The organism is Alteromonas abrolhosensis, from assembly GCF_001953635.1.
GTDB classification, from domain to species: domain Bacteria; phylum Pseudomonadota; class Gammaproteobacteria; order Enterobacterales; family Alteromonadaceae; genus Alteromonas; species Alteromonas abrolhosensis.
Window position 1 is genome coordinate 1 of the sequence record NZ_MEJH01000017.1, and the last position, 20,960, is coordinate 20,960.

Sequence of the window (20,960 nt, forward strand, 5' to 3'; positions counted from 1 at the left end):
AAACTTAGGTGTTCCATCCGTCCAATTTAGACGACCATGCTTACGAAGCCAAACTAAAACCGTTGAACACCCCTGAATTCCGTAGTGGTCTTGTGCTTGTTTATATGTGAATTCGCCTTTTTCAACTTGGTCTACAACAGCCAATTTAAAAGCGAGGGAATAATCGCGTTGAGTTCTTTTGCTATTTGATTTCATTACACTCTCCAAATTAAGTTTGAAAAGTGTCAACGCTATTTAGGATGGGTCATTAAAATAAAAAAGGGAGCTGCTGGCTCCCTTTTTTATTTATTACTGCTTAATAACTAGTTTTTCATTGAAGAAATAAACGCATCAGACTCGGCAATAGCTGAATTCATTTGCCTGATAAGCTGTGCGACGTTGTTCTCGATAGTTGAAAGCTCGCCTTGCAGCGCACCAATCGCGCTGGCATTTAAGTTATGCTTCAAATAAAGCACATTATCCTGAAGTGCGCTTAACACTGGAGGCATTTTGCTTTCAGCTTTGCGCATAGCTGTCATTAATGAAGAATAACGACGCTTAGTTTCGCGAAGCTTTGCTGCACTATCTCGCTTCAGCGATGCATTCTCGTACTTCTCTAGCTCTTCTGCCCACTCATCAAACAAGGCCTCAGCTACGCTCTCCACCTTATCAATACGTGAACTCACTTCTTCAGCAGCGGCAACGCTATCTTCATACTGACCGTTTAAACGGTTGTAAACGTCTTCAAGCTCGCCACCATCGAATGCAACCGCTGCACTGAAAGCTTCTAACGCCGAGTTAAACTGCTCTTGAGCGTCTTCTTGTGACTCTTTCGCATTTTCAACGCGGTCGACTAAGATATCGCGCTTTTCGACGCCTACTTTTTCCCATGCTGCGTAATATGCAGACTGACACCCACTAAGGGCAAGCATAGCAACAAATGCTGATGCAATTAGCTTCATGCGGTTACTCCACCTCTAAAGCGCGCTGCGCTTATAATACTGATTAGATGCAATATGACGCCTAATGGCCAGAACACAATAGCAAGGACAACGGTAGCCGCCAGAGCGTAGCACACGCCCACAGTAATAAAGTAGAACAGCGCGCCTAGAATTCGGCCTTGAACTAAATGACCTAAACCAGGGATAAAGAAATTACAAATTGCGGCGATTACGTTACCGCCCGATCCTTGACCTGCCATATAAACATCCTCGCATTTATGACTATAATATGATTAGCTAGCACGTAATGACACTTATTCTAAAGTATACACTTAGCGTTTATCGCTTATTTTAAAAGCATAAACAGCGTTGAAGCAGTCAGCACGCAACCGTTTGTATAACAATAAACTAAACTAAAACAGGCACTCACACAACGCGCAGAAACAAAATGAAACGACTTTACCCCGATGTTACCTACTATGAAAATGGATTTATCGAAGTGGGAAGTGGGCATTCGCTTTACTTCGAGCAAAGTGGTAATCCAAACGGCATCCCCGTACTCTTTATCCACGGCGGGCCAGGTGCGGGCTTACCGCCTAATTATAAATGCTTTTTTGACAGCAATAAGTACCGCATAATCGGTTACGAACAACGTGGTTGTGGCCGTTCAACACCTATTGCAGAAACCCTCAATAATGACACGTGGTCAAACGTTGAGGATATCGAAGCGCTTCGAACACATCTTTCCATACCTGAGTTTCTATTATTTGGCGGCTCGTGGGGCTCGACGCTCGCTCTACTTTACGCGTTAAAGTACACATCGAGGGTGACTGGCTTAATTCTTCGCGGCGTATTTTTAGCTCGACAAGAAGACAGAGATTGGTTTTTATCGCCCAAAGGGTGCGCAGCTCAGTTGTTTCCCGAGTATTACCGCAAGTTTACTAAAGATGTGCCCACGCCCGTTACGTCAAGTGCTGTGTGTGACTTTTACAGTGCAACGGTGCGCTCTAGTAACGACGTTTTGCGTCATGCAGCGCTTAAACGGTGGTATCAGTGGGAAGAACGGTTATCGCGCATTACTTTGCCACCAGGTGTAGGAGACTCTACCACTAATTACCCTATGCAGTTGGTCACCTGTCTAGCCACCTTAGAGTGCCATTTCCTTTCCAACGATTGCTTTTTAGAAGAAAATTACATACTTAAAAACATAAGTAAAATAAGCCACATTCCCGGAACAATCATTCATGGCCGTTATGATATGATTTGCAAAACTGAAGCCGCAGAAGCCCTTCACAAGGCGTGGCCACAAAGTCAGCTGCAAATTGTTCCTGATGCGGGGCACAGTACTTCAGAACCTAGTATAGGCTACGCCCTTTGCCGCGCTACCCGCGATATGTCACGCTTTATTCAGGAGTCATCTAAGTGATTGGATTAATTCAACGAGTATCACAAGCTAACGTTACCGTTGCCGGAGATGTTATTGGTGAGATTGGTAAAGGCATGCTGGTGCTATTAGGCGTTGAAAGAGAAGACGGTGATGCAGAGATAGAAAAGCTCGCAAACAAGTTGTGCCGATATCGTATGTTTAGCGACAGTGAAGGCAAAATGAACCTAAATATTGAGCAAGTAGGAGGTGAAATTCTGGTTGTCTCTCAATTCACACTTGTTGCCGATACGCAGAAAGGTAATCGCCCCGGTTTCTCACGAGGTGCATCACCTGAGCACGGACAAGCCATTTACGAAAAGTTCGTGCAGTCGCTCAAAAGCAAAGGCATGAGAGTAGCCACAGGCGAATTTGGTGCAGATATGCAGGTAGGCCTTATTAACGACGGCCCTGTTACCTTCCAATTCAATGTTTAGCGGGTCATATTGTTCGCTTCTTCGGCATCCCAAACTTGCTTACATAATTAAGCTTGTGCCTTATGGGTTCTTACGTTTAAATACTTGTTCATTCATTTAAGAAGGCCGGTTTATTGTGTACAAGGTAGTCACACCAAAAAGCGATGCCGAGTTTGAAGCCTATTTTCATTTTCGGTGGGAACACTTGCGCCAGCCATGGAATTTCCCTCCAGGCTCTGAAAAAGACGAATATGAGCAAGTCGCAGAACACCGCGTGATCACTAATCGAAATGGCGACATCGTGGCTTGCGGCCGCGTGCATTTGAACACAGCTGAAGAGGCACAAATTCGCCATATTGCGGTTCATCCAGACCATCAACGCAAGGGCTTAGGCCAAATGATCATGGCCGCACTTGAGAACGTTGCAAAGGATCTGGGCGCGGAACGCGCCGTCACAAACAGTCGCGAAATATCTATCGACTTCTTTAGCGCCTGTGGCTTTGAAGTTGAGCGTGAAGCGCCTAACGAGCTAGGCATGCTGAAACGCCAGCAAATGGTTAAGAAGTTTACTGAGAACAATACGCTTGTACTTCACCCTAAATGGTGCAAATCGTTGCAAGAGACATGGTCTGAGACCATTCCCATTACCGAGCACATGGGAATTAAGCTTTACCAGTACACAGGCCGCACACTTGAAACCCGGGCATCATTAAACAAAAACATCAATATTCACGGCACTATGTTTGCTGGCAGTATTTTTTCTCTAGCTACGCTAACTGGCTGGGGCATGATTTACCTGCAGCTTAAAGAGCGTGGATTAGACGGTGACATTGTATTGGGCGATGGTGATATTCATTACCACAAACCCATCACGATGAAACCTAGAGCAATTTGCAACATCGAAACCTTGTCTGGAAAATTCAAGCCGCTAGAGAACGACAACAAAGCTAGGTTTGAACTAAGTGTTGCCATTTTAGATGGCGATACACCAGTAGCGGAATTTGAAGGCGTATTCTACGTGCTTCCCCCGTCTAAAAACGAAGAAGAGTAGCGTTAAAGATTAATGCTTCGACCCTGGCATTTGCCTATTGGTACTTAGCTAGGGCCATGCCCGTAAATACTGTGAGCAAAGAAAAGCTCACGTCTATTTAAAAACGGGGCAACAGTCAGAATGGGGCTCTACCCATAAAAAAAGCGCCGTTAAGGCGCTTTTTTCGTTACTGAGCTAGGTACTAAGCGACCATAGCCGCTTGAAGTTTTTTCATCGCGTTCTTTTCAATTTGACGAACACGCTCTGCAGATACCTGATATTTGTCAGCTAAGTCTTGCAGAGTAATTTTGTTGTCTGCTAACCAACGGGTTTCAATGATGTCTTGGCTACGCTCATCTAGCGTTTTAATGGCTGAGTACAAGCGCTTGCTCGCTGCAGTATCCCAGTCGTTGTTAATCACGTCGGTTTCAACATCTGAAGATTTATCTTCTAAATATTGAACTGGCGCAAAATTGCCTGTTTCATCTTCGTCCGCAGTTAGGTCGAACGCTTGGTCTTGAGAACTCATACGCGCTTCCATTTGAAGCACTTCTTTTGTACTCACACCCAGTTCGTTCGCTACCGTTTGTACTTCATCGTGCGTGAACCAACCAAGGCGCTTTTTCGCCTTACGTAGGTTAAAGAATAATTTGCGCTGCGCTTTGGTTGTCGCAACTTTTACTATTCTCCAGTTTTTAAGTACAAACTCATGAATTTCTGCTTTGATCCAATGTACCGCGAAAGAAACCAAACGCACGCCCACTGTTGGGTCGAAACGCTTAACCGCTTTCATCAGACCAATGTTACCTTCTTGAATTAAGTCGGCTTGTGGTAAGCCATAACCTGAGTAAGATTTTGCAATGTGCACTACAAAACGAAGGTGTGACATTACCAGCTTACGAGCGGCTTGTAAGTCTTCGTCTTCGCGAAGGCGCACTGCCAACTCGCGCTCTTCCTCAGCGCTAAGCATATCAATGCTGCTTACAGCTTGGATGTAGCCTTCAATGCTACCGCTGTGTGGCACTGACAGGGCCATAGATTGCAAATTGTTGCTCATTGTTCACCTCATTTATTGCCGCTTCATATTAGCAAAGTAACCGAAGCTGCGCGAGACCTAATTAAGATATGAAGTCTAACCGATATGTAGGTATAGTGACTAATTCTACAATATCAAGACCTAGAAAAAGAAAAAAAGTTCAACTTCACATCCACCGCCACTCAATTGCTATTAGCGTCACGGCTGTGGGTCAGTCATTCAACCACATAATTATTATACGTAGATTACATGCTCAATTGTGAGAACTAATCTCACCGGTATGAATTCCAACGCTTATTTATTGTTCACTAGAAACACTACGCTAGGTTCAATTGCGAGGTTAATGCGCACCTGCGTGAGACTGCGAACCAACAAGTAAAACATAAACCTTATATAACTTATCTTATACCTTGCTTTTCTCGTTGGAAACTGAAAATAATAGATTGAATTAATCGATTTTGCACTACAACCGCTGTACAGCATTTTCCAGACTAAAACGATAACAAACTGGAAGGGAAATACTTAAGGAAAGGAGTAAGGCAAGTGAAGCAAAGAGGAACTTGATGTTTGCTTACGTCGCTAGACAGCCCATATTTGATGTAAACAGAGACGTTTACGCTTACGAACTACTTTTTCGCGTTGGGGAAGACAACTGCTTTCCCGATATTCCTCCCGACGAAGCTACGTCTAAGATACTTACTTCGACCCATCTAAGCTTAGGGGTTGAAGAGATAACCGGAGATAAAAAAGCTTTCATCAACTTTCACCGCGACACACTAATGTTTCGCTTTCCAACTTCTCTAGATGCGAGCAAGGTGGTTATAGAAATTGTAGAAACTGTGGATGTAGATGATGCACTCGTCGCCGCCTGCAAACATATTCGAGGTCTAGGCTACCCCATTGCCCTTGATGACTACGATATGAAAGGAAAGTGGGAAGCATTCATCCCATTTACAAGCGTAGTCAAAATAGATATCACAGAGATTCCTCACGACAAAATCCCCGCTCTCGTCGACCGTTTCAAATCGAACAAAATCAAACTGGTAGCAGAAAAAATCGAAACCTACGAAGAGTTCAACAAATTCAAAAATATGGGTTTTGACTACTTCCAAGGTTACTTTTTAGCTAAACCGGAAATAGTCAGACACAGAAAACTAGGGCCTAGCAGCCTAACTATGATGGAGTTGCTTACGCTAAGTAGCCAAGCGAAGCTCAACTTCGATGAAGTAAACAAAATCATAGAACGGGACCCCTCTCTCACCTACTTACTCTTGCGCTTTATCAACAACCCAATGGTTAACAAGCGGCATAAGATAACGTCGCTTAAACATGCGTTAACCTTTATGGGTGAAGTAGAGGTTAAGAAGTTTATTTCGCTGCTTGCCCTTGCAAATCTGAGTGATGGACAGCCTACAGAACTGATGCAAATGGCGCTTGTTCGTGCAAAATTTTGTGAATTGGTGTATACCCAGCTAAAAGGGAGCGATGATCCTCTAAAAGGTTTCCTTACCGGCCTACTTTCTTTGCTTGATGCTATGATGGAACAGCGAATTGACGATTTAGTCAGTAAAGTACCAATTAGTGATGACGTTAAAGATGCCTTATGCGGAAGCCCCGGTATGCTAAGAAACTGCTTAACGCTTGCACAATTCTTTGAGCGCGCTAAATGGTCAGGCATTCAGCAGTTTTCAACCAAGTACGGAGTTAAACAAAGTCTTCTACACAGCTATTACAACGAAGCGATAAAGTGGGCCAAGCATATTCACAAAGCCGCCCAAAAAGAAAACTAACGCATCCACTTTGCAAAGTGATATGAAATTATTAATTGAATAGTTGTTAGATTGCGCTTACATATCATAGACTATGGGTCTGTTCTTTTTTGCAGCACATCAAAGAACAACAGGCCCAAAAGTATGTCTTAGCGTTAGCTAAGCCCCAAAATATAATAATAAGAAAAACCTTAACCGTGTTGTATCAGGAATAGATTATGTTCGCGTTTATAGCTCGCCAGCCTATTTTAGATAAAAGCAAAAGCGTTTTCGCCTATGAACTTCTGTTCAGAGATGGCAAGTCTGGCGCTTATCCGGAACATAATGAAGAGAAAGCTAAGTATATTTCTGAGCATTTTCATCCATTAGGGCTCGATGATATCAGCGGCGAAAAAACGTCGTTTATTACATTTTCCTCAGAGACGCTTATTTCGCGTTTTCCCACATCGCTTAACCCTGAGTCGGTAGTGGTTGAACTGGCCGATCCGACCGATAATACTAACGGTCTATTTGAAGCCTGCCAGCACATAAAGCAACTTGGCTTTAAGCTGGCTATCGATGACCCAATGATGGTGGGCTCCAAACACGATATTTTCCCTTTGATCGATATCGTAAAAGTTGATGTCACCAAAACCCGTTTTGAAACTATCGAAAAACATATACCACGCTATCACGATGCAAACGTGCAGCTGGTAGCAGAACAGGTTGATACACAAGACAATTTCTCAACGTGTGTAGATTTGGGTTTCGACTTCTTCCAAGGTTATTTTTTCTCGCAGCCTGAAGCGCGTATTATGAGACAGCTTCCTGCATCGAAAATGAACGTTGTAGATTTAATGGGCGAAAGCTCCAGCAGCGATTTTGACATAGACCGCATAAGCCAAATTATTGAACGAGACGCCACATTAAGCTTTTTATTGTTGAAGTTTATCAATAATCCCACTATCAATAAGCGATACAAAATTACATCGTTAAAGCACGCGCTTAATTACATGGGTGAAGTTGAGATAAAGAAATTTATCGCGCTGCTTTGCTTAACAAATTTAGGCGATGAAAAGCCCCTTGAAATCATTCATATGTCACTCGTTCGCGCCAAATTTTTCGATTTACTGGCTGAGCGAAGAGGGCTGAAAAACAATCCGCCAATATCCTTCCTGGTCGGCTTATTCTCGCTTCTAGAAGGTTTACTTGACCAGTCTATGACAGACATCGTGAAGCAGTTGCCGCTTTCTGATGAGGTTAACGATGCGCTGCTTGGCAAGAATTTGGAAATGAACAGTTACATGACCTTGGTTCGCGCCTTTGAAAGTGCGCTATGGATGAATGTTATTAAGCAGGCGAAAGTCCTCAATATTGACCAAAAGCAACTACACATGCTGTATAACCAAGCTATTATTTGGGGTAATGGTGTACGCAGCACAATTTCTTCTCATTACCCCCGTGCTATCGCTTAACTTTATAAGCTAGCTAACCAACCCTGACACCCTTAATCTTATCCAGTGCACCTTAAAACGCTGCACTGGATACGAGCAAGCTAGTTACTATGGCTATTACTTGGGCTCTATTTCCCTTACATGGCGCTGCACTGAGATAAGTGAGCCTAGTAAACCAAGCAGCACGGACAAGCCCAGCATAGTTAGCAATGCAGAACCAGTTAACCCGGTAATGTTGAAATCCTTTTGATACATAGCGGCAAACGTCGTAATGCTGCTATCCATCCACCATAAGATAATAATAACGGCAAACCACGCCATTAGTCCGCCCAGTAGTCCATACCAAAAGCCTGTATATAAGAACGGACGATGAATAAACGCATCTGTTGCGCCAACCAGCTTCATCACTACGATTTCGTCGTACTTGTTCAAAATATTCAAACGAATGGTGTTACCAATAATAAGCACAACCGCGATAAATAACAGTAACCCTATTAGCGTAACCAAGTCTCTGGCTATATCGATAACGGCATATAGTCGCTCTAACCATTCGATATCCAGTTTGCCAATATCAACTTCCCGCTGCTGTCTCAGCTTATCTAACAATGCTTTGGCTGCAGTGGGTGACGCGTGTTTTTCGTTTGGCGTCACTAGCACTACATCAGGCAGGGGGTTTTTCTCTAGGTAGGCGATGGCATCACCAAGTCCAGACAAATGCTGAAACTCTTTCAGTGCATCATCTGCCGGAATATAAACAACACGGTCTATTTCAGACCAGCTATTCAAGCGTGCCACCAGTTGCTGCGAACTCGCTGCGTTAATATCCGGTTTTAAAAACAGAGATATTTCCGATGCCTGATCCCAGCCTGCTGTAATCTTCTCAGTGTTTTTCACCATGATATAAAGTGTACTAGGCAGCGTAATACTTAGCCCCAACACTCCAATGGTCATTAAAGACGCCAGCGGCTGACGCCACAACTCGCCAAGACTAGCGAGCGCTTGGCGCACATGGCTGACAAAAAACATAAGAATAGATTGAATAAAGCCCACTTTGGCAGAAGACGCCCCTTTTGCACGTCCTTGAAACAAAATACTCATGACCAGTCTCCTTCACCACCACCTAAACTTGTACTATCAAGATCGTCAGTGAGGCCATCTGTGATCATTTGCCCATTCTTTAGGGTCAACGTTCGATAACGCATACGAGCAATTAAGCCTAAATCGTGGGTGGCGATAAGCACTGATACACCTGCTTGGTTGAAATCTTCGAAAAGACGAATAATTTCCATAGAAAGCTTGGGGTCGAGGTTTCCGGTTGGCTCATCTGCCAGTAATAACGGTGGCTTGTTTACGACAGCTCGAGCAATACCTACTCGCTGCTGCTCCCCCCCTGATAACGTAATGGGAAGGCAACGCGCTTTGTCTCTTAGGCCTACCATTTCAAGTGCAGCTTCTACGCGCTTGCGAATTTCTTTATGGGTGTAACCCTCAATGACTAGCGGTAAAGCCACGTTGTCAAAAACCGATTTGTCCATCAGCAGCTGGTGACTTTGGAAGATCATGCCGATGTCGCGGCGAATATAGGCTATATCTCGACGGGTAATAGCGTTGAGATCATGACCGTTAATAAGAACGCGCCCTACTGTTGGGCGCTCCATAAGGCTGATAAGTTTGAGTAGCGTACTTTTCCCTGCACCAGAATGCCCTGTTAAAAAAGCCATTTCCCCCGGCGCAATATGGAAATTCACCTTGCTTAGCGCGCGTTGTCCGCCCGGATAGGTTTTGCTTACCTGCTCAAACTTTATCATTATTTTTCCCTACCGCTTTGCTGGTTTTAGCTTTCAGGTGTGTCCATTTCGCTAAACAACGCATCAATAAATTCTTGTCCATCAAACTGGCGTAAATCATCAATACTTTCGCCAACACCAATATACCTTATAGGAATTTTAAACTTATCGGCAATAGAGAATATAACGCCGCCTTTCGCTGTACCGTCTAACTTGGTTAGCGTGATGCCTGTTAGACCAACGGCTTCGTTAAACAACTTGGCTTGGCTAATAGCGTTTTGCCCAGTACCTGCATCCAATGTAAGCATAACTTCGTGAGGCGCATTTGGATTGATTTTCTTCATTACGCGAACGACTTTTTTAAGCTCTTCCATCAAGTTGTTCTTATTCTGCAGGCGCCCTGCCGTGTCGGCAATAAGGATATCTGTGCCGCGCGATTTTGCTGCTTCTAGTGCATCGTAAAGTACCGATGCACTGTCAGCACCAGTGTGCTGTGCGATAACCGGAATATCGTTGCGCTCGCCCCATACTTGAAGCTGTTCAACCGCCGCCGCTCTAAACGTATCACCCGCAGCAAGCATAACTTTCTTACCTTCTTGCTGGAACTGCTTAGCTAGCTTACCAATAGTCGTGGTTTTACCTACGCCATTTACGCCAACCATTAAGATAACGAACGGACCTTCACTGGAATCATGTGCTTTCATGACTTCAGAAAGAGGCTGATTAACTTGAGACAACATTCCCGACATTTGCTGCTTCATGATCTCCAGCAAGGCTTCTGCATCTTTCAAATCTTTTCGAGAAGCACTATCGGTTAGGTGATCGATGATTTTTTGCGTGGTATCCATACCCACATCAGCAACTAACAGTTGTGTTTCAAGGTCTTCGTACAGCTCGTCATCGATGGTTTTGCCTTTAAACAGGCTAACAATACCACTGCCTAGGTTTTCTTTCGTACGAGATAAGCTTTCTTTCAAACGCGCGAATAACGACTTTTTCTCTTTCGGCTTTTCTTCCGCTTTGGCCTTCGCCTGTGCTTCAGCTTCTGCCTTTGCGCGAGCCTCTTCTTCMGCTTGGGCTTTCGCCTGTGCTTCAGCCTCTGCCTTYGCGCGMGCYTCTTCTTCMGCTTGCGCCTTCGCCTGCGCTTCAGCTTCTGCCTTTGCGCGAGCYTCTTCTTCCGCTTGGGCTTTCGCCTGYGCTTCAGCTTCTGCCTTAGCGTGGGCTTCTTCTTCCGCTTTAGCCTTCGCCTGTGCTTCAGCTTCTGCCTTTAAGCGAGCTTCTTCTTCCGCTTGAGCTTTCGCCTGTGCTTCAGCCTCTGCCTTAGCGCGAGCTTCTTCTTCCGCTTTAGCTTCCGCTTGGGCTTCAGCTTCTGCCTTTGCGCGAGCCTCTTCTTCCGCTTTAGCCTTCGCCTGTGCTTCAGCCTCTGCCTTTAAGCGAGCTTCTTCTTCCGCTTGAGCTTTTTGTTTCTCTGCTTTTTTGTTCTTACTGAACCAGCCAAAAAGTTTCGACATCGTTAGGACAAATCCTTATAAATTCTTAGCAATTTCGGCTACACTTGCCGCTTAATGTATGAACGCATGATACCATTGACAGCCACTATGAAGCGAGTTTCTCGCCCTACTCGGGCACCATCTTCTGCAAAAAAACCTTATTCATCCCAAAATAGGAAAAAATCAGGGAAAGCTCAAAGCACAAATAGTACTGGGCAAATACGTATTATCGGTGGCCAATGGCGTGGTAGAAAGTTACCCGTACTGAATGCAGAAGGGTTAAGGCCAACCACAGACAGAAACAAAGAAACCTTGTTTAACTGGTTAATGCCTTACATAAGTGATGCACGCTGCTTAGATGTATTTGCGGGTTCTGGTGGGTTAGGTTTAGAAGCACTGTCTCGCTACGCAGCACACTGTGATTTTATAGAGTTGGATAAACAAGCGGCAGACCAACTTAAAAGTAACCTTACCCTATTAAAAGCAAATGAACTGGCGTCGGCAATCGTTCATCAAGGGGACGCGCTAGGTATTTTAAATGGTATCAGCCAAGCGCCTTATGACATTGTTTTTGTCGATCCGCCTTTTGCGAAATCATTGGTAGCACCTACGCTGACTGCGCTAGAAGATAACAAACTTGTCCATAGTGGTAGCGTGGTGTACTTAGAGCACGAAAGTACGCTTACCACTCCCGCTTTGCCCGCTCATTGGCAAATTATCAAAGAAAAACAAACAAGTGCACTGCGCTATATGTTAATAGCAATAGACTAATTAAAGTCTGCTATTAACGTTAGGTTGAGCCGCAAGTTTACTAACAGAACACGACCCATGAGAAGGTGGTTTCAAAGTACCGATCACACCTTCCATCTTTGGTCACCCAACCTAAATATCAAATACGAAATGATTAATACCAATCCGCATAAATAATTTTAACTCTCGCTGAGTGGTTAATTATCTATGCGGACTGGTATAACGCTTAACTGAGCTAAAGCTCAAGACCTATATTGGAAATACCTGCTTCTAGGGCAAGCGCTCTCATTTCATCTGCCGCTTTCGCTGGGTACTTAGCTTGCTCCACATAATCAAGCAGTTCGTTTTGTACCTCAACTTCAAATTCCATTAACGGGTGCCCTTTTACAGTTTCGTCATCGGCTTCTCCGCTTTCAAGCAAATACGCCTCAACACTGCCTTGCGATAACTTGCTAATTACCACTGCACCTTGCGGATCATCACCTGCCATCAAATTAAGCAAACCCGCTAATCCAATCGCTGCATCAATTGCTGGATACACACCATAGTTGTCATGTTCACTGGTATCTGGTGTAGCCACTTCTACTTTCTCAAGCTGAACCGCAATGTTGAATTTGCTTTTCGGTGACTTTAGCGTTTCCCACACCAAATTCAGGCAATTACGCAGTGCGTTCGCATCACCGGTTTCAGTGAGTTCGCAAAATAGCGTGTAGTTGGGCAACATACGTTCAAGTAGAGCAGCGCCGAATGCAACGGCTTTCCAGCCTTCCAGGGCGCGAACACGTCCAAAGGTATTAAGTTTTTGCTTTGCCATTTACAGCGCTCCAGTGGCTTGCATGAAATATTTGGTAACGCCATCGAGAAGCATCTGGATAGCAATCATTACAAGGATCATACCCATTAATCGCTCCATCGCAACTAGACCACGTTCTCCTAGAATTTTATGAAATACATTTGAAAATAGTAAGATCACTGCGCTTATTGACCAAGAAGCCGCCAGCGCAATCGACCAATCCGTCATTCTATCCGGCGCTTGATTGGCGAGTAAAATCAGCGCTGCCAGTGTCGAAGGGCCCGCTATCATTGGAATAGCAAGAGGTACCAAGAAAGGTTCTTCGCCTACAGCTAACCCACTGGGATTGCCCGACGATGGAAATATCATTTTAAGCGCAATTAGAAACAGAATTATTCCCCCCGCAATACTTACCGTTTCTTGTTCTACATTCAAAAAATTGAGGACCGATTGGCCACTAAATAAAAATATAAACAGGATACCAAGAGCAAATAATAATTCTCGAATTAGGATAATTTGACGTCTTTTGGGCTCAATCGATTTGAGTACCGACATGAAAACAGGGAGGTTTCCAAGGGGATCCATGATCAAAAAGAGCATGATGGCAGCAGACCAAGTATCCATTTCTTTACTGTCTCCGGTTGTGAGCTTAGGCCCGTAATAGCGTAAACCAACGAGTATAACTCAAAGTTAGTGCTGATGGGTGTTTTAGGCGCGCAATGGTAAACCAAGCTGGGTAAGTAAAAAACACCTTTAAAGGCACTAATGTTCTTTAAACCTCATCGCTTTATCAAAAAGTGCCACTGCCTCTTAGCGTAAAAAATACTCGAAAAATAGTAAAAGTGCGCTTTACTAAATCTTAGGGTGAAGTGTTTTTATATCCAGGGCGGTGTTTTTGACGAGTAACGATTAGAAAATGGGCAGCTAATTGGCTTTTTATACACCTTTTGGATAATGTCTTATCTTCAGGGCTTTTGATGTAATAGCGAGTAACAACAATTTACTCGACGTTTTGTTCAACATTAGGACCTGTTAATCCTTCACAAGAACAACCAAAAATAGGAAATATTGCAATGAGTTTGATGACAGTAAAAGAAGTGGCTGCTTTTCTTGGCGTACAAGAAGTACGTGTTGAGCGCCTCGAACGTGAAAGCCTATTGGTATCAAAAGACAAAGATACAGACGGGAACCCGCTTTTTGACAGTGGCGATGTTGAGCGATATAAGACACTGGCCGAGCGTTTAGGCGGCATCTAATTCGCAAATCTAATTCGCTGAAAAAAGGGCGCGACTTTATTTAAAGTCGTGCCCTTTTTTATTCTCTGCATTCAGCGACTTAGCTTGGCCTAACGTAGTGCATAAGGCGCCTACCCACGAGGATTGAACACCCTTCACTGCTTTAAATGCGGTGACGATCAGCAGGCCTTAGCACCGCTGATCGTTAGTTTCGTTACGCACTAAAATCTTTCAGCATTCTAGCAATGGAGCGAATACCTTTCGCTGTAGCCCCTACCGGCATTTCTGATGTTGCCCCGCCATGGTAGGCCGCAGCTAAATCTAAATGTACCCAGCCTTCTGGCTTAACAAAGCGAGATAAGAAGCCCGCAGCGTTTGACGCACCGCCACCGCCGCCACCTTTCATCGGGCGACTATTTGCTGTATCGGCAAACGCAGACGGACAGCGCTCTGCGTGAAAATCTTCAAGAGGTAGTGGCCAAAAACGTTCGTTTTCTGCCTTTGCTGCTTTTAGCATTTGTTCGCGTGCATTATCATCTAACGAGAATACGCCATGATAGTCAGAACCCAGTGCAACCACTGCTGCACCGGTTAACGTTGCCGCATCGATAATTAGCGGTGCGCCCGTCTCAGTTGCCGCCATTAGGCCGTCAGCCAATACTAAACGCCCTTCTGCATCGGTATTAACAACTTCAACGGTTACCCCATTTTTGTAGGTAAGCACATCACCCAACTTATAAGCGTGACCGCTAATGAGGTTTTCTGCACAGCACAAAATAAGCTGAATACGCTTTTCACTGCCTTGAGAAATAGATAACCCTAATGCGCCAGTTACCGTTGCTGCGCCGCCCATGTCACATTTCATATCTAACATGCCTTCGCTTGATTTAATGCTGTAGCCACCGCTGTCGAAGGTGATGCCTTTTCCAACTAACACGGCATCAACCGGCGCATCTGCATTACCTGTTGGGTTGTAATCAAGTACCAGCATTGCAGGCGGACGTTCACTTCCTCGGCCTACATTGTAAATGCCAATCCAGCCCTGCGCTTTAAGGTCTTCACCTACCGTCATTGAGTAAGTGACCTTGTCACCACCTAATGACTTAAGCCACTGAGCAGCACGGGTTGCCAGAGTTTCAGGACTTAGATCTTCCGGTGTTTCGTTTACCAACTGACGGGTAAACAGTAACGCCGCATATTCTTGCTCTAACGCTTCTTTATCAGCTGTGTCGGCCCATTTAATTGATGCAGGCTTTCGCGCGCGCGTGAAGCTAAGTGCAAACGCCCACTGCTGCTCTTTGTGCCAATCACCGCTTAGCGTGACTGCTGGCAGGTTTAAGCCATCTAACTTTCTTGCCGCTTGCTGAATTAAACGTTCGTTAAGCTTGTCGTCAGGCAGGTGAATAACTGCACCTGATTCAGTGAAAGAAAGCTTAGCACTCTCGCCCCACACAGCTTCAGCACTGCTTAGTGAAAGGCTAACGGTAAATTCTGCCATCGCGTTTTATTCCTTATTACATCGTTATATTATTGCAAAGCGCTTGTTGCGCTAGCACAAATGTTTGTTACTCTTTGGCGCCTTATTTACTGCGCGTTTATTTTTTACTAACCGCATCATGCTTCTGCGCGCTCGTTCAAAAAGCATATATATAAATTGGCGACACTCGCCAAAATGGTTTTACCTGATAATCTTAAAAAAGGCGACACATGAAGTTTTCACCTTCCTTATTACGCGGCACTCTTATTAAAAGGTACAAACGGTTTCTTGCCGACGTTGAGTTAGATGACGGTACCATGGTAACCGCACACTGCCCTAATACCGGCGCCATGACTGGATGCGCTGTACCGGGCTATACCGTCTTTTTAAGTGAATCAACTAACCCTAATCGCAAGCTAAAGTATACATGGGAACTTGCCCAAACGTTTGATGGTCACTTCATCGGCATTAATACGCACAATGCTAATAAACTGGTGGCGGAAGCGCTAGATAACAAGGTGCTAAGCGAATTTTCAGACATCACAAATTGGAAAGCAGAAGTAACACCTCCAACCGCCAATAGCCGGTTCGACTTTGCACTAATCCGAAAAAATACAGAACATCAAAGTGTTACAGAGTATATGGAAGTAAAGTCTGTCACCCTAGCAGAGCAAAATAAAGGATTCTTTCCCGATGCAGTTACTCAGCGCGGCGCAAAACACTGTTTAGAACTTGCTCGTTTATCTGACAATGGTATAAAAACCAGTCTACTATTCTGTGTACAACACACTGCTATAGAAAGCGTTCAAGTGGCTGAGCATATTGATCCAACTTATGCAGAAAGCGTAAAGATTGCCGCTGACGCTGGTGTAACGGTTTTAGCGGCAAGCTGTATAATAGACGAACAAAAAATCCTATTAAATCAAACACTCCCTTTGATTTTATAAAAAATAGGTTGATTTTTTTCATTTCGGCTTCATATTTGCGCCTTGTTTTAGTGGGAGAACGCACTAATGCGTTTGCTGGTAGCCAGCTGGTTAAATGAAAAACACCTGGCTAATTTATGAAAGCAATACACCAGCATAATAATTACATAGACACGATTGATTGCCTGAAGTTGTCGAGTCTGATATAGATATCGGTCCAATCAGGACAAGATGGATGTCGTAGTGTAGGAGATGTGGCAGATGCCAACAGGAAAAGAAACAAAATCCCTAGGACTATTAGCGCTGGCAGGTTTACAGCCGTACGAGCCAAAAGCTGACGAAGAGTACATGGGCGAGCCCCAAATGGAGCACTTCCGTCTACTGCTTAAAGCATGGCGCAACCAACTTCGTGAAGAAGTTGACCGTACAGTAACGCACATGAAGGATGAAGCAGCAAACTTCCCTGATCCTGTAGACCGTGCAGCTCAAGAAGAAGAGTTCAGCCTTGAGTTACGTACACGTGACCGTGAGCGTAAGCTAATAAAGAAAATTGAAAAAACGCTTAAGCGAATTGAAGAAGACGATTTCGGCTTCTGTGACCAATGCGGTATCGAAATTGGTATTCGTCGCTTAGAAGCTCGTCCTACAGCAGATTTATGTATCGACTGTAAGACCATGGCTGAAATCAAAGAAAAACAACTTCAAGGTTAAGTTACTAACCTCGATTACGTTGATATAGAAAGCCTCATCCCAAAAAGATGGGGCTTTTTGTTAAGCCTTTATTATGCATAACCACTATGTAGGGCGCTTTGCTCCCTCTCCATCCGGCCAACTTCACTTCGGTTCGTTAGTTACCGCTGTTGCCAGCTACCTAGATGCTAAAAGCCATAACGGAAAGTGGCTGTTACGCATGGAAGATATAGACGAGCCTCGCTGTATTAAAGGTGTAGATAAAGACATACTCACTACCCTAGAAGCACACGGCCTGTATTGGGATGGCGACGTCATCTATCAAAGCCAACAACATGCCCGTTATCAAGCGGTTCTCGATGACTTGCTTTCACAAGAAAAAGCCTATTTTTGTACCTGCACACGTAAGCAAATTAAAGCCATGGGCGGTGTTTATAACGGTCACTGTCGAACTGAGCCAGTGCACTCCACCAAACAGGATTGTGCAGTTCGTTTAAAAGTAGATACTCAACTTGAAGCCTTTGATGATGTGCTTATGGGCAAAGTTATGCCCTCTAATTCAAGCACTGATTTAATAGCGGAAGACGTAGTGCTGAAACGACGAGATGGCTTATTTTCGTATAACCTTGTCGTGATTTTAGATGACGTATTTCAACAAGTTAACCATGTCATTAGAGGGTGTGATTTAATTGATGTCACGCCTTTACAGCGCGCCGTGTACCACACGCTGGGCTATTCTGCTCCCGAATACGGTCACGTGCCGGTAGCTGCCGTGGCACCAGGCAGAAAACTAAGTAAACAAAACCGCGCAGCGCCGGTTAAAAACAAAACAGCCTTAGATAATCTCGTGCGTGTGATGCACTTTTTGGGCTTTTCCTTTCCAAATGCGTCAGAATTTGGTGATATTGATTCAGCGCTTAAGGCGGCTATTTCAATGTGGGATAGGAAAAAAGTAGTGAAAACACCCGAAATTATTGTTCCACAGCATGAATCCACTTATTATAGCGAACCTTTATAGTCTGCGGAGATACCATCATCATTCATCGTGTTTTTAAATCTGTTAAGCGCGCTTTTTCAAAAGAGAGTTCGTCTCCTAACGCTTTAAAGCCAAGGACTATGACCCGTGGAGAACACGGTATATCTCGCGAAGACGTAAGCGCAAATGCATTGAAAGTAATGTATCGCCTTAATGGAGCTGGCTTCGAATCCTATTTGGTAGGAGGCTGTGTACGCGACATTTTGATGGGTCACGAACCAAAAGATTTCGACGTGGTGACGAACGCCACACCTGAACAAATTAAAGGCTTGTTCAGAAATTGCCGTCTTATCGGCAGGCGCTTTCGCCTGGCCCACATTGTATTTGGCCGCGAAATCATTGAAGTAGCCACATTCCGTGGTCACCACCAAGAGTCAGACGAAGACGAAAACCTTCCCAAGGGCAAAGCTGTCGCAAAACGTGACGCTCACGGACAGCTAGTACGCGATAACGTATTTGGCACCATTGAAGAAGATGCTGAACGCCGTGACTTTACCTTTAACGCCATGTATTACAGCGTGGCAGACTTTACGGTAAAAGACTTTGCTAATGGCTTAGCCGCCATAGAAAAACGAGAAGTTGAGCTTATTGGCGACCCGGAAACACGCTACCGTGAAGATCCGGTACGCATGCTACGTGCGGTGCGCTTTGCCGTTAAGCTTGGCATGCGCATAGAAGCGAAAACCGCTGCACCGATTAAATCTCTGGCCAACCTTTTACAGAACATTCCACCTGCGCGCTTGTTTGAAGAAACCCTTAAACTGTTTTTATCGGGTAAGGGAGAAGAAACCTTCTTAATGCTGCACGAATATGGCTTAATAGAGCCTTTATTCCCTCAGCTAACGCCGTTTCTGAAAGATGAAAACAGCCGTGAAATGCAGTTTGTACGTCGCGTACTTGCTAATACCGACGAGCGCATTAATAGCGACCAGCGTGTTACGCCAGCGTTCCTTTATGCCGCACTACTCTGGTATCCGGTTGAAGAAGAATCGCAACGCTTACAAAGCGAGTCTGGCTTAAACGCTCACGATGCATTTAACATTGCGTCAGGCGAGGTTATCGCCCGTCAGACGCAACGCATTATGATCCCTAAACGCTTTTCTACCGTGGTACGGGACATCTGGATTTTACAGCAACGTCTACCTAAGCGCTTTGGTCGTCGCGCTTTCCAATTGCTCACGCACCCTAAATTTAGAGCTGGCTATGACTTTTTACTTGCCCGCGGCCAAATCGAAGGTGGCGATCTTCTTGAATTAGCGCAGTGGTGGACGCACTTCCAGCACGCTGACAACGGTAAGCAGAAAGGCATGCTTAACGCCCTTCGCAAAAGCGAAGGCGGCGCAAAAGGTGCCCCGCGTAAGCGCAAGCGTAAACCAGCGAAACGAGGTCCTGATGCATAAAGAGCACGTGTACATTGGTGTAGGTAGCAACCTTGGCGATAGCCAAGGAAAGGCACAGCGCGCATTTGATGCTATAGGTCAAATAGAAGACACTCGCGTACTTAAAACCTCTTCACTTTATTCCAGTAAACCGATGGGGCCGCAAGACCAACCTGACTATATTAATGCGGTATGTTTAATAGAAACGTCGTTAAAGCCACACGGATTATTGAAGCAGCTGCAGCGCATAGAGCTAGAAGAAGGCCGTGAGCGCAAAGGTGAGCGCTGGGGGCCGCGCACCTTGGATTTGGATATTTTGTTATACGGCAGCGAAACTATCGATACCGCAGACTTAATCATTCCCCATTACGGCATGGCTGAACGCGAGTTCGTTATGGTACCGCTGTTTGAAATTGCGCCCAATATGGTGATGCACGACGGCAAACCCATTTCAGCGTGGGTCGCCAACTGTTCCCTAGACGGACTTCGTCGCCTGCGCTCTTCCAATTAGCGGCAAAATCCGTATAGTTCGCCACACGATATCAACAATATCAATCTGAGACATGTCATGAAGAAAGTAACTGTATCGGGCTTGCTAAAGAAAAAGCAGGCCGGGGAAAAGATCACCTCTTTAACCGCTTACGACGCCAGCTTCGCCAAAATGTTCGACGAACAAGGCGTAGACGCCCTTCTTATCGGCGACTCTTTAGGCATGGTTCTTCAAGGTGAAGACGACACCCTACCGGTAACCATTGATGACATTGCCTACCACACGAAAAGTGTGCGTCGCGGCACTGAACGCGCCTTCGTATTAGCCGATATGCCGTTTATGTCTTACGCCACTCCTGAGCAAACCTACGCCAATGCAGCAAAGCTTATGGCTGCAGGTGCAAGTATGGTTAAGATGGAAGGTGGAAGCTGGTTGTGCGACACCATCAAAGGCTTAAACCTGCGTGGCGTACCTGTGTGTGGCCATTTAGGCTTAACGCCTCAGTCAGTGCACGTTTTCGGTGGTTTTAAAGTACAAGGCCGCGAAGCGAGCCAGGCTGAAAAACTGCTTAGCGAAGCAAAAGCGCTGGAAGAAGCCGGTATTCAGTTATTGGTGCTTGAGTGCGTGCCTTCATCGCTAGGCAGAGCGGTTAGCGAAGCCCTAACCATACCGGTAATCGGTATAGGCGCAGGCAAAGATACCGACGGTCAAATTCTGGTGATGCACGACATGTTTGGCATCAGCGCGAACTACATGCCGAAGTTTTCAAAGAACTACCTTCTAGAAACCGGCGATATGCGCAAAGCCGTATCAAAATATATTGAAGATGTGCAAAGCGGTGCGTTCCCATCGGCTGAACACAGCTTCGAGTAACGAGGTA

General features: G+C 45.0%; 22 protein-coding genes and 1 pseudogene. 13 read left to right on the forward strand and 10 right to left on the reverse strand.

Going from position 1 to position 20,960, the window contains the following annotated elements; translation table 11 throughout:
• From BGK61_RS18095 to BGK61_RS18105, 3 genes and pseudogenes are all read right to left on the reverse strand, one after another.
• Positions 1–195 (reverse strand): annotated as a pseudogene (locus BGK61_RS18095) (IS3 family transposase); the annotation flags it as partial.
• A 107-nt stretch (positions 196–302) separates the two neighbouring features.
• Positions 303–941 (reverse strand): DUF2959 domain-containing protein, encoded by a 639-nt coding sequence (locus BGK61_RS18100; protein ID WP_014999762.1) that lies wholly within the window; start codon positions 939–941, stop codon positions 303–305.
• Positions 938–1,180 carry a hypothetical protein gene (locus BGK61_RS18105; RefSeq protein ID WP_014999763.1) on the reverse strand — a complete coding sequence of 81 codons (243 nt, stop codon included), beginning with the start codon at positions 1,178–1,180 and terminating at the stop codon, positions 938–940. Before BGK61_RS18105 ends, BGK61_RS18100 begins: the two co-directional genes overlap by 4 nt.
• Before the next feature lie 188 nt (positions 1,181–1,368).
• Between BGK61_RS18105 and pip the strand changes: the two genes are divergently transcribed.
• The 3 genes from pip (at position 1,369) to BGK61_RS18120 (ending at position 3,810) form a co-directional block, all read left to right on the forward strand.
• Complete coding sequence (pip, locus tag BGK61_RS18110; protein WP_014999764.1) at positions 1,369–2,346, forward strand: prolyl aminopeptidase; 978 nt, start codon at positions 1,369–1,371, stop codon at positions 2,344–2,346.
• Positions 2,343–2,780, forward strand: coding sequence for a D-aminoacyl-tRNA deacylase (gene dtd, locus BGK61_RS18115; protein WP_014999765.1), 438 nt, complete (start codon positions 2,343–2,345; stop codon positions 2,778–2,780). The genes pip and dtd overlap by 4 nt, the downstream gene beginning before the upstream one ends.
• Before the next feature lie 115 nt (positions 2,781–2,895).
• Positions 2,896–3,810: a bifunctional GNAT family N-acetyltransferase/hotdog fold thioesterase gene (locus BGK61_RS18120; RefSeq protein ID WP_014999766.1), complete on the forward strand. Its 915-nt coding sequence runs from the start codon at positions 2,896–2,898 to the stop codon at positions 3,808–3,810.
• Positions 3,811–3,991: 181 nt separating this feature from the next.
• Here BGK61_RS18120 and rpoH read toward each other — a convergent pair whose 3' ends face one another.
• The gene (gene rpoH / locus BGK61_RS18125; RefSeq protein WP_014950987.1) at positions 3,992–4,846 is read right to left on the reverse strand and encodes an RNA polymerase sigma factor RpoH; all 855 of its coding nucleotides are present in this window, start codon (positions 4,844–4,846) and stop codon (positions 3,992–3,994) included.
• A gap of 542 nt (positions 4,847–5,388) precedes the next feature.
• Here rpoH and BGK61_RS18130 point away from each other — a divergent pair.
• The gene (locus tag BGK61_RS18130) at positions 5,389–6,615 is read left to right on the forward strand and encodes an EAL and HDOD domain-containing protein (RefSeq protein ID WP_014999767.1); all 1,227 of its coding nucleotides are present in this window, start codon (positions 5,389–5,391) and stop codon (positions 6,613–6,615) included.
• Positions 6,616–6,812: 197 nt separating this feature from the next.
• Positions 6,813–8,048 (forward strand): EAL and HDOD domain-containing protein, encoded by a 1,236-nt coding sequence (locus BGK61_RS18135; RefSeq protein WP_014999768.1) that lies wholly within the window; start codon positions 6,813–6,815, stop codon positions 8,046–8,048.
• Positions 8,049–8,144: 96 nt separating this feature from the next.
• Here the strand turns inward: BGK61_RS18135 and ftsX are convergent, their stop codons facing one another.
• From ftsX to ftsY, 3 genes are read right to left on the reverse strand one after another with little or no spacing between them, the layout of a single operon-like run.
• On the reverse strand, positions 8,145–9,125 hold the full coding sequence (gene ftsX, locus BGK61_RS18140; RefSeq protein WP_076012736.1) for a permease-like cell division protein FtsX: 981 nt from the start codon (positions 9,123–9,125) through the stop codon (positions 8,145–8,147).
• Positions 9,122–9,835 carry a cell division ATP-binding protein FtsE gene (gene ftsE / locus BGK61_RS18145; protein WP_014999770.1) on the reverse strand — a complete coding sequence of 238 codons (714 nt, stop codon included), beginning with the start codon at positions 9,833–9,835 and terminating at the stop codon, positions 9,122–9,124. Before ftsE ends, ftsX begins: the two co-directional genes overlap by 4 nt.
• A 26-nt stretch (positions 9,836–9,861) precedes the next feature.
• Positions 9,862–11,325 carry a signal recognition particle-docking protein FtsY gene (gene ftsY / locus BGK61_RS18150; protein ID WP_076026126.1) on the reverse strand — a complete coding sequence of 488 codons (1,464 nt, stop codon included), beginning with the start codon at positions 11,323–11,325 and terminating at the stop codon, positions 9,862–9,864.
• A gap of 66 nt (positions 11,326–11,391) precedes the next feature.
• Between ftsY and rsmD the strand changes: the two genes are divergently transcribed.
• Positions 11,392–12,075 carry a 16S rRNA (guanine(966)-N(2))-methyltransferase RsmD gene (gene rsmD / locus BGK61_RS18155; protein ID WP_014999772.1) on the forward strand — a complete coding sequence of 228 codons (684 nt, stop codon included), beginning with the start codon at positions 11,392–11,394 and terminating at the stop codon, positions 12,073–12,075.
• A gap of 214 nt (positions 12,076–12,289) precedes the next feature.
• Here the strand turns inward: rsmD and BGK61_RS18160 are convergent, their stop codons facing one another.
• Both BGK61_RS18160 and BGK61_RS18165 read right to left on the reverse strand, forming a co-directional pair.
• Positions 12,290–12,868: a YjaG family protein gene (locus tag BGK61_RS18160; RefSeq protein WP_014999773.1), complete on the reverse strand. Its 579-nt coding sequence runs from the start codon at positions 12,866–12,868 to the stop codon at positions 12,290–12,292.
• On the reverse strand, positions 12,869–13,471 hold the full coding sequence (locus tag BGK61_RS18165; RefSeq protein WP_014999774.1) for a YhgN family NAAT transporter: 603 nt from the start codon (positions 13,469–13,471) through the stop codon (positions 12,869–12,871).
• A 449-nt stretch (positions 13,472–13,920) separates the two neighbouring features.
• Here BGK61_RS18165 and BGK61_RS18170 point away from each other — a divergent pair, with 449 nt between their 5' ends.
• A complete protein-coding gene (locus BGK61_RS18170; RefSeq protein ID WP_014950994.1) occupies positions 13,921–14,103 on the forward strand; it encodes a hypothetical protein in 183 nt (60 codons plus the stop codon).
• A 193-nt stretch (positions 14,104–14,296) separates the two neighbouring features.
• Here BGK61_RS18170 and pepB read toward each other — a convergent pair whose 3' ends face one another.
• Positions 14,297–15,580, reverse strand: coding sequence for an aminopeptidase PepB (pepB, locus tag BGK61_RS18175; RefSeq protein WP_014999775.1), 1,284 nt, complete (start codon positions 15,578–15,580; stop codon positions 14,297–14,299).
• Positions 15,581–15,789: 209 nt separating this feature from the next.
• On the opposite strand from pepB, the gene sfsA reads away from it, so the two are divergent.
• From sfsA to panB, 6 genes are all read left to right on the forward strand, one after another.
• Positions 15,790–16,506 (forward strand): DNA/RNA nuclease SfsA, encoded by a 717-nt coding sequence (sfsA, locus tag BGK61_RS18180; protein ID WP_014999776.1) that lies wholly within the window; start codon positions 15,790–15,792, stop codon positions 16,504–16,506.
• 240 nt (positions 16,507–16,746) lie between these two features.
• Positions 16,747–17,196, forward strand: a complete 450-nt coding sequence (gene dksA, locus BGK61_RS18185) for an RNA polymerase-binding protein DksA (protein WP_014950997.1) — start codon at positions 16,747–16,749, stop codon at positions 17,194–17,196.
• Between the two features lie 73 nt (positions 17,197–17,269).
• Positions 17,270–18,193 carry a tRNA glutamyl-Q(34) synthetase GluQRS gene (gene gluQRS, locus BGK61_RS18190; RefSeq protein WP_076012902.1) on the forward strand — a complete coding sequence of 308 codons (924 nt, stop codon included), beginning with the start codon at positions 17,270–17,272 and terminating at the stop codon, positions 18,191–18,193.
• A gap of 98 nt (positions 18,194–18,291) precedes the next feature.
• Entirely contained in the window at positions 18,292–19,611 is a 1,320-nt protein-coding gene (gene pcnB / locus BGK61_RS18195) for a polynucleotide adenylyltransferase PcnB (protein ID WP_014977591.1), read from the forward strand.
• A complete protein-coding gene (folK, locus tag BGK61_RS18200; RefSeq protein ID WP_014951000.1) occupies positions 19,604–20,101 on the forward strand; it encodes a 2-amino-4-hydroxy-6-hydroxymethyldihydropteridine diphosphokinase in 498 nt (165 codons plus the stop codon). The genes pcnB and folK overlap by 8 nt, the downstream gene beginning before the upstream one ends.
• 57 nt (positions 20,102–20,158) lie before the next feature.
• Positions 20,159–20,953 carry a 3-methyl-2-oxobutanoate hydroxymethyltransferase gene (panB, locus tag BGK61_RS18205; protein ID WP_076026127.1) on the forward strand — a complete coding sequence of 265 codons (795 nt, stop codon included), beginning with the start codon at positions 20,159–20,161 and terminating at the stop codon, positions 20,951–20,953.
• Positions 20,954–20,960 lie beyond the last annotated feature (7 nt).